The following is a 14,257-nucleotide window of genomic DNA, read 5'->3' as shown; positions in this document are numbered from 1 at the left end:
ATTAACACTTTGGAATATTGTAATTTGTTAAAATGAAAGTAACTAAATTATAGTAAAAAAGTTTCAAGGGAAGTGTGAAGAGGATGGAAATGTTGAAGGGGAATATAGTCAATTTAAATGATACAGCTTATTACAACAATAGAGAACTAAGTTGGTTAGCATTTAATGAACGTGTACTACAAGAAGCACAGGATGAGATGAATCCGCTTTTAGAAAGATTAAAGTTTATTAGCATTTTTAGCTCCAATTTAGATGAATTCTTTATGGTACGTGTAGCAGGATTGAAGGATCAAGTGAGCGCTGGGTTTAACCAACCAGAAAATAAGGCTGGCTTAACACCAAAAAAGCAATTAAATAAAATTGCGATAAAGGCCCATGAATTAATGACTGTACAATATGATACGTTTAAAAATTATGTGTTGCCAGCGTTAGAGTTAGAGGGGATTGAGCGTTTAACATTCCATGATTTGACGAAAGAACAAAGAGAATTTATAGAAGAGTATTTTGATGAGCAAATTTTCCCAGTCTTAACACCTGTAGCTATCGATGCGTATCGTCCATTTCCTATGTTATTAAATAAAAGTTTGAATTTAGCTACTCTTTTATATGATGAGAAACAAGTGGAGGAAGAAAACCGCACGAAGTTAGGAATTGTACAAGTTCCTTCATTACTTGAACGTTTCATATTTTTACCGAGTGAAGGGCAAAAGCATAAATTTATTTTATTAGAAGATGTAATTAGTGGTTTTACTCATAAATTATTCACTGGATATAAAGTATCATCTGTTACTCGTTTCCGTATTACACGCAATGCGGATTTAACGATTCATGAAGAAGGTGCGAGAGATTTATTAAAAGTAATTGAAAAAGAATTAAAAAAGCGTAAGTGGGGAGCTGCTGTACGTTTAGAAGTTGGCAAAGAACACATTGATGAAAGAGTATTAGCGTTATTATATGAAGTGTTGGAAGTAAAAGATGAAGATGTGTATATAATGGATGGACCGTTAGATTTAACATGTCTATTTTCTTTATATAAAAAACTAGCGCCTTTATATGAACATTTAGTATATCCGGCTCTTATTCCGCAACGACCTCAAGATTTAGGGGATGCGGAAGATGTATTCGAAAAAGCAATTGAGCATGATATTTTATTACATCATCCGTTTGAATCGTTTCAGCCAGTAGTTGATTTTGTTCGTGATGCAGCAGACGACCCGAATGTACTTGCGATCAAACAAACATTATATCGAGTAAGTGGTGATTCTCCAATTATTCAGGCGCTAAAGGTAGCGGCTGAAAAAGGGAAACAAGTGACGGTATTAGTTGAGTTAAAGGCAAGGTTTGATGAAGAAAATAATGTGCATTGGGCTAAAGAATTAGAACAGGCGGGTTGTCATGTGATTTACGGTGTAAGTCATTTGAAAACACATAGTAAAATTACGCTAGTTGTAAGAAGAAAAAACGGAAAAATTGAAAGGTTCGTACATCTTGGAACCGGAAATTACAATGATGCAACCGCAAAGCTATATACTGATTTTGGCTATATTACATCACGAAAAGACTTTGGGGTCGATGCAACAAATTTCTTTAATTATTTGAGTGGTTATACAACAAAGCCGCATTTTCATCATTTATCGGTTGCACCATTTGATATAAGAGAGCAATTTATCGATTTAATAGATGAAGAAATTCGTTATCATAGGCAATATGGAAATGGATATATCATTGCTAAAATGAATTCATTAACTGATAAACCACTTATTAAAAAAATGTATGAAGCATCACAAGCTGGAGTAAAGGTAGAGCTCATCGTTCGAGGAACATGCTGCCTACGACCTGGTATTCCAAATGTAAGTGAAAATATTCGTGTAGTTAGTGTTGTCGGGAGATATTTAGAACATAGCCGTATTTATTATTTCCATCATAATGGAGAAGAGAAAATATATTTATCTTCAGCTGACTGGATGACAAGAAATATGGAGAAACGTGTAGAAATATCTTTCCCGATATTAGATATTGAAATGAAGGCACGAATTAAGGCGATTTTACAGCTTACTTTAGCTGATAATGTGAAAACACGTGAACAAAATAAAGACGGTGAATATTATTATGTTATTAATAATGGGGCAGAAGAGATTGATAGCCAAGTGAAGTTATTTAAGATGGCGTATCAAAACACAGATGCTGAATAATGAGAACAAAGTAAAAAACCTCTTTTTTAAGAGGTTTTTTACTTTGTTCTCTACTTATTATAAAGGATGCGTAGAGAGAATACTTTTTATTATAAGCATGTTAATGGATTATGAATCGGTTAAGAAAGGAAATAACATTAGTAGAATTGTTGCGGTACATTAATAATAGAATGGTTGTTGACAAGGTCCGCCATAACAAGGATAAGGTGTCGGCGGTGGGAAAGGTGGTGGATATGGTGGGTAATACGGTCTAGGACCGAAAGCTAATGCTCCGCCAAGCAGTCCACCAGCAATACCAGCTAGAAATGGGACGCCAAAAAACGGAAAGAAGCGTGAGTCGCCTACTGGACCAATAGGTGCTGAACGGACTGGGATTGGTTGATAATATGGATACATGAACAAACCTCCTTTATTGGACTCACTTTTATCATATGGTAAATGAAACATGGATGAGCGCGTACAAGAAAGGATATGTAAGAAAATAGGCGAATGATTACGAATGTTGGAGTGTAAAAATTGTTATCTCAGGTTTTGCCATAAATCGGAATGGGACACGTGTTCTGCCTAGGCCGCGATTGACATAGAGAGCTAAATCTTGGATCGTATAGAAACCTTCTACATAATTTTTAGCAAGTGCTGGGGTAATAATAGCGCCTAAAAAAGGGATTTGTACTTGTCCGCCATGGCTATGACCAGAAAGTTGTAAGTTAACCGGATATGTAGCAATTTGCGGTGCAATATCTGGTTCGTGAACAAGAACAATGTTATAAATGTTTTTCCGAGCGCGCTGTAGTGTCTCCTTTATTTTTGGTTTGCCTAATAGTATATCATCAAGACCGAAAATTGAAATTTCACTATTATCCAGTAGACGGATTCTCTTTTCACTGTTTAGTAACAGTTCAAATCCAGATTCACGCATGATGTGTTCGTAGTATTCCGTTCCATATCCGCCGTGATCATGGTTACCATAAATAGAAAATTTACCGAAGGGTGCTTGTATATTTTTTAAAATAGATGCAACGAAAGGAGTGTCAGTATATGTTTGATAATTATCAATGAGATCACCAGTAAAAAGAACAATGTCGGGTTTTACAGCATTAATTTTAGAAACGATTTGAGATAAATGTTGGAGAGAGAAATAGTACCCGAGATGTAAATCGCTAAATTGAAGAATCTTCATACCGTGAAAGCTTTTTGGTATGAGTTGTGATTTCAATGTATGTTCTGTAAAAGAGAGCAGATGAGGCTCAATATATTTAGCGTAATAGTATCCGATACTAGTCGTTATAAATGAATATAGGCAAGTACGCATTCCAGTTTTTAAAAAATCTCTTCTCGTAATTTTCTTCATAAAAATATGAGTATACCTATTTGTCTTATATTACATGTGTTCGTTACATTTACAGGTTACTCAAATCTCCTTTCGTTTTTTTTAATATATTTTAAATCATGTAAAAGTAGTATAGATAACGAAAAAGTGAATAAAAAGAAATCTCTTTACGTTAAAATATCAGAAAAGTTTAAAAATATAAAGATTTCTATTAAATAAAATGATAAAATGAATGTGTATTCATTTTTTGGAGGGGGATATATATGAAAGAAAAAGTAGTTATTGTAACAGGTGGATCGAGCGGAATGGGAAAAGGAATGGCGACTCGCTTTGCAAAAGAAGGGGCACGAGTTGTTATTACAGGACGTACAAAGGAAAAACTAGAGGAAACAAAATTGGAAATTGAACAATTTCCAGGACAAATATTACCGGTACAAATGGATGTAAGAAATACGGATGATATTCAGAAAATGATTGAACAGATTGATGAGAAGTTTGGACGAATTGATATTTTAATCAATAATGCAGCTGGAAACTTTATTTGTCCAGCAGAAGATTTATCTGTGAACGGCTGGAATTCGGTTATTAATATTGTGTTAAACGGTACATTTTACTGTAGCCAGGCTGTCGGAAAATATTGGATTGAAAAAGGTATAAAAGGAAATATCATTAACATGGTAGCAACATATGCGTGGGATGCAGGTCCGGGAGTTATTCATTCGGCTGCAGCGAAGGCTGGAGTATTAGCAATGACGAAGACACTCGCTGTTGAGTGGGGACGTAAATATGGAATCCGAGTTAACGCTATTGCGCCAGGACCAATTGAACGTACGGGCGGTGCTGATAAATTATGGATTTCAGAAGAAATGGCTAAGCGTACGATACAAAGTGTTCCGCTTGGAAGACTTGGTACGCCAGAAGAAATTGCAGGTCTAGCTTATTATTTATGTTCAGATGAAGCTGCGTACATAAATGGAACTTGTATGACAATGGATGGAGGACAACATTTACATCAATATCCATTTTAAAAGGGATAAGGAAAATGTGACGGAATTGTGACATATGAAAGAAAAGTGTTTACAAGAGGTCATATATACGTTATATTTAAGACCTCTTTTTTCTTCATAGTAGAATTGCTAATTCCCCTTAGCATTTTACCCCTCTAATCCCTTCAGGAAAACTGAAGGGATTTTTTATTATTTTTCCGTAAATATCATGTTATAATTTTTGAAAAGTAAAGGGAGGGAAGCACGTTGATAGATGCATTAGATGTAATGAGTAACTTGGATAAAGTCCTTCCTTATTATCAAGCAATTTTTAGTGCTGATGAACATACTGTAATTGGATATGAAGTAGTAGGGCGTATTCAAACAGAAGAGGGCATACAAAGTTTAGCTTCTTTCTTTCATGATGACTCTATTCCAAGTGAGTTTCAACTAGAAGCGGATAACATTATAGTAGAAAAAGCTTTAAATCGTTATTTAGAAAGTGATCAAAAACTATTATTATTTATACATCGGAATGCTAACGTATTGATGAACGATGATGATGAAAGTTTGCTTCAACTTTTATTGATGTATGAAAAACAAGGTTTAAATTTGAAAAACATTGTTTTAGAAATTACAGAACATGAATGTAAAGAAGATATAGAGCAATTTAATCATTTGCTTATGTATTATCGTACATATGGTATTCAAATTTCGATTAATAAAGTCGGAACAGGTACAAGTAATTTAGAACGTATTAGCGTGTTAGCACCTGATATTTTAAAAGTAGATTTAACAAATTTAAGGCAAACTGCACTTTTACAATCTTATCAAGATATTTTATATTCTTTATCATTACTTGCTAGAAGAATTGGTGCGACATTGTTATATGAAGAAATAGATGCTTTTTATCAATTACAATATGCATGGAAAAACGGTGGTAGGTACTATCAAGGGAATTATTTGAAAGAATGCTTACCTGATTTTATTGAAACGAACGTTTTGAAAGAACGACTTGGTAATGAGTGTCATCAATTTATTCAACATGAGAAGAAAAAACTACAAAAGATTTATAATTTAACAGAAATGTTACGTGATCGAATTGGCGATGTTTTAGCCAAACAGAAAAAGAATGAAGATATAAATGATTGGTTATTACAATTTAGCCAAAGTGTATCACAATGTAGTTTTCGTATATTTATTTGTAACGAAGATGGTTTCCAACAATCAGGAAACGTTATGAAAAAAGATGGGGAATGGATTGTGATGCCTGAGTATTACATGAAGAACTGGAGTTGGCGCCCGTATTTTCTAGAGAATATTATGAAAATGCGTTTTGAGAATAAGGCAAGACTTTCAGATTTATATGCTGATATTGAAACCGGTGAGATGGTACGAACATTTTCTTTCCCGATTGATGATGAAAACTTTTTATTTATAGATTTATCGTATGAATATTTATATGAAGAAGATGTTTTATTTTAATGCACGAAGAGATTCGTGCATTTTTTGTTTGTTTTTATCATAAATTGGTAATAGTGAAAATGGTGCCGAAAATGCTGTCTATCGTTGTAAAGATTTTACGAACGAAACCAGCCCTTTCTTTGCATAATCATTGTTACAATGAATACTACAAAGACAAGTTTTCTAAAAAGGAAGGTGAAAAAATGAGGAAATATGGAATATGGTTAGTTCTATTTGTATGTGTTGCCTTTCTAGTTGGTTATAGTGTTACAACTGTTTTAGGAAAAGAGGAAGTGAAAGTCGATCGGAAAGAAGTGTTTGTAACGATACAAAAAGGCTATGAAAGCCAATTTTCAATTCGTGGGAAGCGTTTGCCGATGAATAAGATGATAGAAACGTTATCACCATATTTTACAGAGAATTTCCTTCAAGTATTTACAGATGAAAATAGTAGAAGTGATAAACAAAGTGGTGAATATTTACTTCCAGCAAAAGAAGCGCCATTTTCTTTTAATTCAGAAACGAAAATGTCATATGATGAAGAGCATAAAATTTTATATGTTTATGAGCGGGCGAAAAGTGGACAATATCAAATTGTAACATTGCAAAGAGATCAGGGGAAATGGAAATTGGCCGGATATCATGAAAGCCAAGAACTTTTAACTGAAATAAAAAGGTTACAACAATTATAAAGTGAAACTTTAATCAGGGCATATCCTGTTTAATATGAACTTGCCACAATCAGATGCATACTTCCAAAATATAGCGGGATAAAAATAGGAATAGGTCTTTACCTATTCCTATTCTATATTAAGAAGTTGTTGTAATTTTTCAATTTGAAAACCAGCAACAACTTCTCCATCAATTACAACCGTCGGAGTTGAATAAGAATCATAGTCATATAAAAGACGATTGCGAGCAGCGGCGTCTTTTTTTACGTCAAATTCTTCGTATACAACGTTATTATGCTTTAAAAATTCTTTCACAATAACACATGGCGGACAATCAGGTTGTGTGTAAACCTCAATTTTTTTCATTGCAATTCCTCCTTTTTACTGTTTTTTATTATATTCTTCCAGTATAAAAATCGCAATAAAGAAGGGAAAAGATGTTCTTTCTGTTTTTTCCTTCGTATTTCGACAAATTTTTAGTTGAGTTTCTGGCCAATAACCTTTATCCTAGAGTGTGGAACATTTTTTCTGTTATGACGGATAGAATGAGTATAGCTGTAAAACCTATTGGTAGGAAGATCAGAGAAAGGAGAGATTTCATGTCTCTACTCCAAGGAATTTTAACTCGACTTGTTAGTCTACAAGAACAAGCTGAAAGCGGTGAAGTAGCACAACGCTATTTTGAAGTGAACGGTGAGCGCAAATGTAGCGTGAAATTTTTCGATAAAAGTGAAATGTATGAGTTAGAAGTGTATCAACAAGGTGAAAAACCTCAAGTGTATCAATTCGATAATATCGACATGGTTGCAATTGAGATTTACGATATCATTTCTTGATACATATAAAAAAGGTGTTGCCATAGGGCAACACCTTTTTTAGTTCTATTACTTTTAGTATATATGTATAAGGATTTTTCATTTTTCCTACAATGGTAATAAAGTGAAAGTGTAATTAGTAGGGTTTCTTCGTCCTATACAGCTTATTATCCATCACCAATTGAGGACGGATAGTAAATAGCGGGATGAAAATAGTGAGGAGGTGTGTTATATGGAACGTTTACCAGTTGTGATTTGTCCTAATTGTCACAATTCTGCTGAGATTATTCATGTACTAACGGCTCAATCGAATCAAAACGTAATTTATACGTGCCAAGTTTGCCAATATGTAATTCGGAATATTGAAACGAATAAAGGGTAGGGAGTTATAATTTTTGTTTTTGTCCCATACAATGAAAATACGAAAAGTCTGTCTAATTGAAAGGACGTGACTATGTGGCCGGTGAACATAAATTTTATAATGTTTCAGAGAGACATTTAAATTTTGATATGGTCTTTACCCGTATTTGTAATTTCATTGAAAAGGATCCGCGAAATTTATATCGTTTATCCATTGGGACAGACTCACAAGCACATCAAAAGGATACGAGGTTTATTACGGCAATTCATATTCATCGCGTTGGAAAAGGAGCCTGGGGGTGTTTACACCATCAATCAGTAAAAGATAAGCCAGCAACTTTACGTGAGAAAATATATTTAGAGACGCAGTTTAGTCAAGAAATTGCATGCCTATTTACTCCACATCATATACAAACAATATGGGATTTATTGCATCCATATGCTCAAGATGGGGCTGGTTTTATAATGGAGATTCACTTAGATATCGGAAATGATGGTTTAACAAAAGAATTTATTCTAGATATGACAGCGAAAATTCAAGCGATGGGATTAACTGCAAAAATTAAGTCAGATGCTTATGCGGCGTTTAGTTATGCAAATCGATATACGAAATAAAAACAATTTATATATTTCTTCCACTAAAAACTGAATATTACATCTATTAAATAGGCTGAAAATTTTATATAATAATGGTAACGATGCGAGTATAAGGAGAGGGGTATATGAAAAGGGAATTTGTTTTAACGGAAGAAGAGGAAAGTTTGTTACTAGATATTTTATTTCAGCAAAATTATGCGAGTGAAATTTTAGCTGTGGAACTTACAGATATCGAGAATGGTTTAAAAAAGACAGACGTGATGCAATATAAAAAAATCACAAGGTTATTTTACAGATTAAAAAATAAAGGGTATTAAGCGCTACCGGAATGGTAGTCTTTTTTTTGTGTTATATGCTAAAATAGCTGTGTAATTTTGTTTTTTACTGAAAGAATGTAAGGACAAAATAATAATGTGAAAACGCTGTCATAAAATGTGAATAGAGCCGGTAATTATAAGCAGGAAAAAGGGAAAATGGGGGATGTAATATGATTAGTATTCCAAAAGACGAGTTTCAACAAATTTTTGTAAAAGATTTAATGATTTCATCAGAAAAAGTAGCACACGTCCAAATAGGGAATGGTTTAGAGCATGCTTTACTCGTACTTGTGAAATCTGGATATTCGGCGATACCTGTTTTGGACCCGATGTACAAATTGCATGGGTTAATTAGTACTGCTATGATTTTAGACGGTATGTTAGGGCTAGAACGCATTGAGTTTGAAAGACTTGACGAAATGAAAGTAGAGCAAGTAATGAAGAAAGATATTCCGGTTCTTAAGTTAGAAGATTCATTTGCAAAAGCATTAGAAATGACTATTGATCATCCATTTATTTGCGCTGTCAATGAAGATGGATATTTTGAGGGGATTTTAACACGTCGAGCGATTTTGAAATTGTTGAATAAAAAAGTAAGGCAACATAATCGATAATGTGAGAAAAGTGACTTCATAGAACCGAAGAAGTCACTTTTTTTTCGTGCATATCAGTTGTGTATGTATTATATTTAAAAAGATAAAAAATATAAGCGTATGTAGTTAAATTAAGGATGAAAAGCTTATTGAGATAAGGTGTATGGAAGCTAAGGAAAGAGGGAGAAAGTTGCAAATTGATGATTTTCAAATGATGGTTGTGTTAGCACAGGAATCAAATATGAGAAAAGCGGCGGAACGTTTATTTGTTTCACAACCTGCGCTTAGTCAACGATTACAATCTATGGAGAAACAATGGGGAATGAAGTTTTTTATTCGCTCGCAAAAAGGATTGACAATTACACCTGAAGGGGAAAAAGTCGCAAATTACGCAAAAGAAATGCTACAAAGGGAAGAGGATATTAAAAGTGAGCTAGCTGTTTTTAGAACAGAAACTCATGGGACGTTAAAAATAGCTGTCGCATCAGTTATTGGTCAATATTGGCTTCCTCCTGTTTTGAAGAAGTTTGTACATAAATATCCTTCTGTGAAAATATCGCTGTTTACTGGCTGGAGTAGTGAAGTGCAAAAGCAATTTTATGAAGGAGACGTTCATGTTGCTATATTGAGAGGAACACAAGAATATAAAGGCCAGAAGCAACAATTATTTGAAGATGAACTTTATTTAGTGGATAAAGAAATAAAAGATATTTCGATGTTAAAAGAAACAAATAGACCATTTATTCAATTTAAAAGTGATTCGACTTATTATGGACAAATACAAAATTGGTGGTATGGTTTATTTTCTAATCCACCTAAGAGAACAATTGTCGTTGATCAAATTGAGACTTGCAAACAACTCGTTTTAAATGGTATAGGTTATGCTCTTTTACCTTCTACTGTTTTAAAAGAAGTACAGGAAAATATGTATAAAACACCTGTCCAATTAACGAGAGAAACATGGTTATTGACGAGTGAATCAGCTAGACAATTGAAGCAAGTACAAGCATTTTTAGAAATTATAGAAGAAATTCAAATGGAAAAATAGGATTATTATCTTGCTACTCGCCCTATCGTTTGGTAGAGTAACATTATAAATGGATTTAGGAGGCAACAAGAATGAAAATGATGGACGCTAACGAAATTATTTCGTTTATTCAAAAAAGTGAAAAGAAAACTCCTGTAAAGGTATACATAAAAGGGGATTTAAAAGAAGTAACATTCCCTGAAACGGTACAAGCATTTGTAAATAAAAAGTCTGGTGTATTATTTGGAGAATGGTCTGAAATTAAGACAATTCTAGATGAAAATAGCAAGTACATTGTTGATTACGTTGTTGAAAATGACCGTCGTAATTCTGCAATTCCAATGCTTGATTTAAAAGGTATTAAAGCTCGTATTGAGCCAGGTGCGATTATTCGTGACCACGTTGAAATCGGCGACAACGCTGTTATTATGATGAATGCAACAATTAATATCGGTGCTGTAATTGGTGAAGGGTCTATGATCGACATGAACGCGGTACTTGGTGGACGTGCAACTGTTGGTAAGAACTGTCACGTAGGTGCAGGCGCAGTACTTGCAGGTGTTATTGAGCCACCTTCAGCAAAACCAGTTATCGTTGAAGACGATGTTGTTATTGGTGCTAACGTAGTTGTGTTAGAGGGAGTTACAGTAGGTAAAGGTGCAGTTGTAGCAGCAGGAGCTGTTGTAACAGAAGATGTACCTCCATATACAGTTGTAGCAGGTACTCCAGCACGTGTAATTAAAGAGATTGATGAGAAGACAAAAGCAAAAACTGAAATTAAACAAGAGCTTCGTCAATTAAACCCAGAGAAATAAAAACAAAAAAGCGTAAGAGCATAAACAGGCTCTTACGCTTTTTATAGATAGAGGTGCAAAAATGGTAGTAAGCAAATTCGTTCAAATTCGTAGAGACTTACATAAAATACCGGAAATTGGATTTAAAGAGTGGAAAACACAACAGTATATTTTAGATTACATAGGAACGCTTTCGAATGAACATGTGGAAGTGAAAGTGTGGAGAACAGGTGTTATTGTTAAAGTAAAGGGAAGGAATCCAGAAAAAGTTATAGGTTATCGCGCAGATATAGACGGTTTACCAATTACAGAGGAAACTGGATATGAGTTCGCTTCTGTTCATGAAGGAATGATGCATGCATGTGGACATGACTTACATACGACAATCGGTTTAGGCCTCCTAACAGCAGCTGTAACAGAAAGAATAGATGATGACCTTGTATTTCTATTCCAACCAGCTGAAGAAGGTCCTGGAGGGGCTCTTCCTATGTTAGAGAGTGAAGAGTTAAAAGAATGGAAGCCGAATATTATTCTCGGCCTTCATATTGCACCTGAATACCCTGTAGGGACAATTGCTACAAAAGAGGGGCTATTATTTGCAAATACATCAGAGTTATATGTTGATTTAAAGGGGAAAGGTGGACATGCAGCTTATCCTCATACTGCAAATGATATGATTGTCGCAGCTAGTCACCTTGTTACACAGCTTCAGTCTGTTATTAGTCGTAATGTAAACCCACTTGATAGTGCAGTAATTACAATCGGAAAAATAACAGGCGGTACAGTTCAAAATATCATAGCAGAAAAGTCTCGATTAGAAGGAACGATTCGAACGTTATCAGTGGAATCAATGAGTCGTGTTAAAAGTAGGATTGAGGCAATTGTTGCAGGTATAGAAGCTTCCTTCCAATGTGAAGCGGTTATTGACTACGGAGCGATGTATCATCAAGTATATAACCATGAAGCATTAACGAGAGAGTTTATGCAATTTGTAAGTGAACAAACTGATATGAAAGTAATTACATGTACTGAGGCAATGACAGGTGAAGATTTTGGTTATATGCTTCAAGAGATTCCTGGATTTATGTTTTGGCTTGGAGTAAATTCAGAATATGGTTTACATCATGCAAAATTAAAGCCAGATGAAGAGGCTATTGAGAAAGCTATTGTATTTTTAGATCAATATGTAAAGTGGAAGGGAACTAGAAAGTAAATTTGCTCGCCAACTTTGTAACAATTTAAAGTGGGTATTCGTTAGTTCCAAGGTGAAAACATCTTTTATATCTGTTCTGGATACACATCGGCATACAAATGGATAAAATAATGAGCAGTGGTTTTGAGCCGCTGCTCATTATTCATTATCACTTATTGAGAAGATGATTAGTTAACTAGCTTATATATGTTTACAATTCGTGTGGAGAGTGTGTAAAATCAAGGTGAAACGTAGAAAAAAGGGTGGGGAATTACGTGCAGATTAGCAGTGCGATTTTATGTTTTGTTTTATATACATATGTTATTATTGCGGCGGTTTATTTTGGGATAAGTTTTTATGCCTACCGTTTAGCGAATAATCATGAATATGAAGAGACATACAACTGGGTGAAAAGGTATTTATCACCTGTACTAGAAATTATGAATGGGTTTGTTCTTTTTTTATTTATTGGATTAATTGCTTTTTCAACGAGCTTAGTAGGAAATAAGACTACATTATTTGTACTAGGTATCATTATTTTTATGCTATTAGGAATTCGTATTGGTAATACGGTATTTTGGAATGAGAGAAAAGTAGATGGTTGGACGGGAATGCTAATACCGTGTATGCTAGCTGCTATCGTGACGAATATAGAACATGAATATTATCAGTTGCATTTTTGGCTCATAATTGTTTTAACAATTCTCTCTGTGTTGTATATAAGTACTGTCGTGCTAACATACATTGCAAATGAAAAGGGAGATGTAAAAGGTACGCATTTCTTTAGAGGGCGTGCATTGTTATGGAGTGTGCCAACGATGGCGGTTATAGCAATTATTGCGATATTAGTAAATGGGTATCAATTTACGAATTGGCAACTGTTTTTAGAAAATTGGTGGATTTTCATTCTTTCGTTTATCGCTTTTTTAGGTGCAACGCATTATTTATTCCATCAACACCATTACATATTGGCATTGCTATTCGCATTCACACAACTATTATTTGCTTTCTTCGGACAAGAAACGTTATTATTCGTTTTTGAAACGTTTAGTTCATTTGGAAACATATTTGTATTTGGTATGTTAATTTTCAGTATCGCATTTTATTTACAACAGTATTTTTATATGCAAAAACAAAAATAAAGAATGATATACAGGTTTTTGTAGCAAATCTAAAGTATGTTACAATAAAAATACATAGTATTCGATGTTATTGGAGGAATTTCTGTGGGTGAAAAAGAGAAAGAATTTGCTGTCATTGGGCTTGGGCGTTTTGGTGGAAGTATTTGTCGGGAACTTGCTCAATTAGGTATGGAAGTAATGGCAATTGACTCAGATGAGGATAAAATTAATGAGTTTGCAAATATAGCTTCACATGCTGTAATTGCAGATTCAACAGATGAGATGGTATTAAAAAGTCTTGGTATTCGTAATTTTGATCATGTAGTCGTTGCGATTGGAGACAATTTAAATTCAAGTATTTTAACAACATTAATTCTGAAAGAGTTAGGTGTAAAAAATATTACTGTAAAAGCTCAAAATGATTACCATGAAAAAGTATTAAGTAAAATAGGAGCAGATCACATTGTGCACCCAGAGCGTGATATGGGAAAAAGGATTGCTAATAATATTGCATCAAGTAATGTGCTAGACTATCTTGAGCTTTCAGATGAGCATAGCATTGTAGAGATTATTGCAAATAAAAAAATTGATGGTCATTCTTTAATCGAATTAGATATTCGTGCGAAGTTTGGATTGAATATTGTAGCGATTAAACGTGGTAAAGAAGTTATTGTATCCCCTCGAGCTACGGAAAATATTCAAGCGGGAGATATATTAATTGTAATTGGTCATGACGATGAAGTAGATCGTTTCAAGCACTTTTTAAGATAAGAGAAAAGGACAATACCATAAAGGTAT

At 34.1% G+C, this 14,257-nt stretch carries 17 protein-coding genes; 14 read left to right on the top strand and 3 right to left on the bottom strand.

Annotated features, from left to right (window positions below; translation table 11 throughout):
- Positions 1 to 83 precede the first annotated feature (83 nt).
- A complete protein-coding gene (locus PDQ68_RS06855; RefSeq protein ID WP_014893533.1) occupies positions 84 to 2,192 on the top strand; it encodes a polyphosphate kinase in 2,109 nt (702 codons plus the stop codon).
- Positions 2,193 to 2,351: 159 nt separating this feature from the next.
- Here the strand turns inward: PDQ68_RS06855 and PDQ68_RS06850 are convergent, their stop codons facing one another.
- Entirely contained in the window at positions 2,352 to 2,588 is a 237-nt protein-coding gene (locus tag PDQ68_RS06850; RefSeq protein WP_000283744.1) for a hypothetical protein, read from the bottom strand.
- Positions 2,589 to 2,685: 97 nt separating this feature from the next.
- A complete protein-coding gene (locus tag PDQ68_RS06845; protein WP_000724516.1) occupies positions 2,686 to 3,543 on the bottom strand; it encodes a metallophosphoesterase in 858 nt (285 codons plus the stop codon).
- A 242-nt stretch (positions 3,544 to 3,785) separates the two neighbouring features.
- Between PDQ68_RS06845 and fadH the strand changes: the two genes are divergently transcribed.
- The 3 genes from fadH to PDQ68_RS06830 all read left to right on the top strand — a co-directional run bounded on the left by fadH (position 3,786) and on the right by PDQ68_RS06830 (position 6,664).
- Positions 3,786 to 4,550: a 2,4-dienoyl-CoA reductase gene (gene fadH / locus PDQ68_RS06840; protein WP_000660918.1), complete on the top strand. Its 765-nt coding sequence runs from the start codon at positions 3,786 to 3,788 to the stop codon at positions 4,548 to 4,550.
- A gap of 225 nt (positions 4,551 to 4,775) precedes the next feature.
- Positions 4,776 to 5,993: an EAL domain-containing protein gene (locus PDQ68_RS06835; RefSeq protein WP_000564304.1), complete on the top strand. Its 1,218-nt coding sequence runs from the start codon at positions 4,776 to 4,778 to the stop codon at positions 5,991 to 5,993.
- A 182-nt stretch (positions 5,994 to 6,175) separates the two neighbouring features.
- Positions 6,176 to 6,664, top strand: coding sequence for a DUF3993 domain-containing protein (locus PDQ68_RS06830; RefSeq protein WP_001233820.1), 489 nt, complete (start codon positions 6,176 to 6,178; stop codon positions 6,662 to 6,664).
- Between the two features lie 108 nt (positions 6,665 to 6,772).
- Here PDQ68_RS06830 and PDQ68_RS06825 read toward each other — a convergent pair whose 3' ends face one another.
- A complete protein-coding gene (locus PDQ68_RS06825) occupies positions 6,773 to 7,009 on the bottom strand; it encodes a glutaredoxin family protein (RefSeq protein WP_000717880.1) in 237 nt (78 codons plus the stop codon).
- Between the two features lie 233 nt (positions 7,010 to 7,242).
- Here PDQ68_RS06825 and PDQ68_RS06820 point away from each other — a divergent pair, with 233 nt between their 5' ends.
- The 10 genes from PDQ68_RS06820 (at position 7,243) to PDQ68_RS06775 (ending at position 14,230) form a co-directional block, all read left to right on the top strand.
- Positions 7,243 to 7,479, top strand: coding sequence for a YkuJ family protein (locus tag PDQ68_RS06820; protein WP_000055151.1), 237 nt, complete (start codon positions 7,243 to 7,245; stop codon positions 7,477 to 7,479).
- Positions 7,480 to 7,690: 211 nt separating this feature from the next.
- Positions 7,691 to 7,840: a hypothetical protein gene (locus PDQ68_RS06815; protein WP_000440538.1), complete on the top strand. Its 150-nt coding sequence runs from the start codon at positions 7,691 to 7,693 to the stop codon at positions 7,838 to 7,840.
- 74 nt (positions 7,841 to 7,914) lie between these two features.
- Positions 7,915 to 8,433, top strand: a complete 519-nt coding sequence (locus tag PDQ68_RS06810) for a ribonuclease H-like YkuK family protein (protein WP_061183945.1) — start codon at positions 7,915 to 7,917, stop codon at positions 8,431 to 8,433.
- 107 nt (positions 8,434 to 8,540) lie between these two features.
- The gene (gene abbA, locus PDQ68_RS06805; RefSeq protein WP_000817794.1) at positions 8,541 to 8,732 is read left to right on the top strand and encodes an antirepressor AbbA; all 192 of its coding nucleotides are present in this window, start codon (positions 8,541 to 8,543) and stop codon (positions 8,730 to 8,732) included.
- Positions 8,733 to 8,902: 170 nt separating this feature from the next.
- Positions 8,903 to 9,346 (top strand): cyclic-di-AMP-binding protein CbpB, encoded by a 444-nt coding sequence (cbpB, locus tag PDQ68_RS06800; protein WP_000623566.1) that lies wholly within the window; start codon positions 8,903 to 8,905, stop codon positions 9,344 to 9,346.
- A 142-nt stretch (positions 9,347 to 9,488) separates the two neighbouring features.
- Positions 9,489 to 10,373 (top strand): LysR family transcriptional regulator, encoded by an 885-nt coding sequence (locus PDQ68_RS06795; RefSeq protein WP_001984809.1) that lies wholly within the window; start codon positions 9,489 to 9,491, stop codon positions 10,371 to 10,373.
- Positions 10,374 to 10,444: 71 nt separating this feature from the next.
- The gene (dapD, locus tag PDQ68_RS06790; protein ID WP_000783248.1) at positions 10,445 to 11,167 is read left to right on the top strand and encodes a 2,3,4,5-tetrahydropyridine-2,6-dicarboxylate N-acetyltransferase; all 723 of its coding nucleotides are present in this window, start codon (positions 10,445 to 10,447) and stop codon (positions 11,165 to 11,167) included.
- 61 nt (positions 11,168 to 11,228) lie between these two features.
- Entirely contained in the window at positions 11,229 to 12,359 is a 1,131-nt protein-coding gene (locus tag PDQ68_RS06785) for an N-acetyldiaminopimelate deacetylase (protein ID WP_000261645.1), read from the top strand.
- A gap of 254 nt (positions 12,360 to 12,613) precedes the next feature.
- Complete coding sequence (locus tag PDQ68_RS06780; RefSeq protein ID WP_001167328.1) at positions 12,614 to 13,480, top strand: hypothetical protein; 867 nt, start codon at positions 12,614 to 12,616, stop codon at positions 13,478 to 13,480.
- An 84-nt stretch (positions 13,481 to 13,564) separates the two neighbouring features.
- The gene (locus PDQ68_RS06775; RefSeq protein WP_000504032.1) at positions 13,565 to 14,230 is read left to right on the top strand and encodes a potassium channel family protein; all 666 of its coding nucleotides are present in this window, start codon (positions 13,565 to 13,567) and stop codon (positions 14,228 to 14,230) included.
- The last annotated feature ends 27 nt before the right edge of the window (positions 14,231 to 14,257 follow it).

Origin of the sequence: Bacillus cereus group sp. Bc010 (assembly GCF_027716745.1) — a bacterium.
In the GTDB taxonomy this organism is placed as follows: domain Bacteria; phylum Bacillota; class Bacilli; order Bacillales; family Bacillaceae_G; genus Bacillus_A; species Bacillus_A pacificus.
This window is presented reverse-complemented; position numbering and strand designations above follow the sequence as displayed.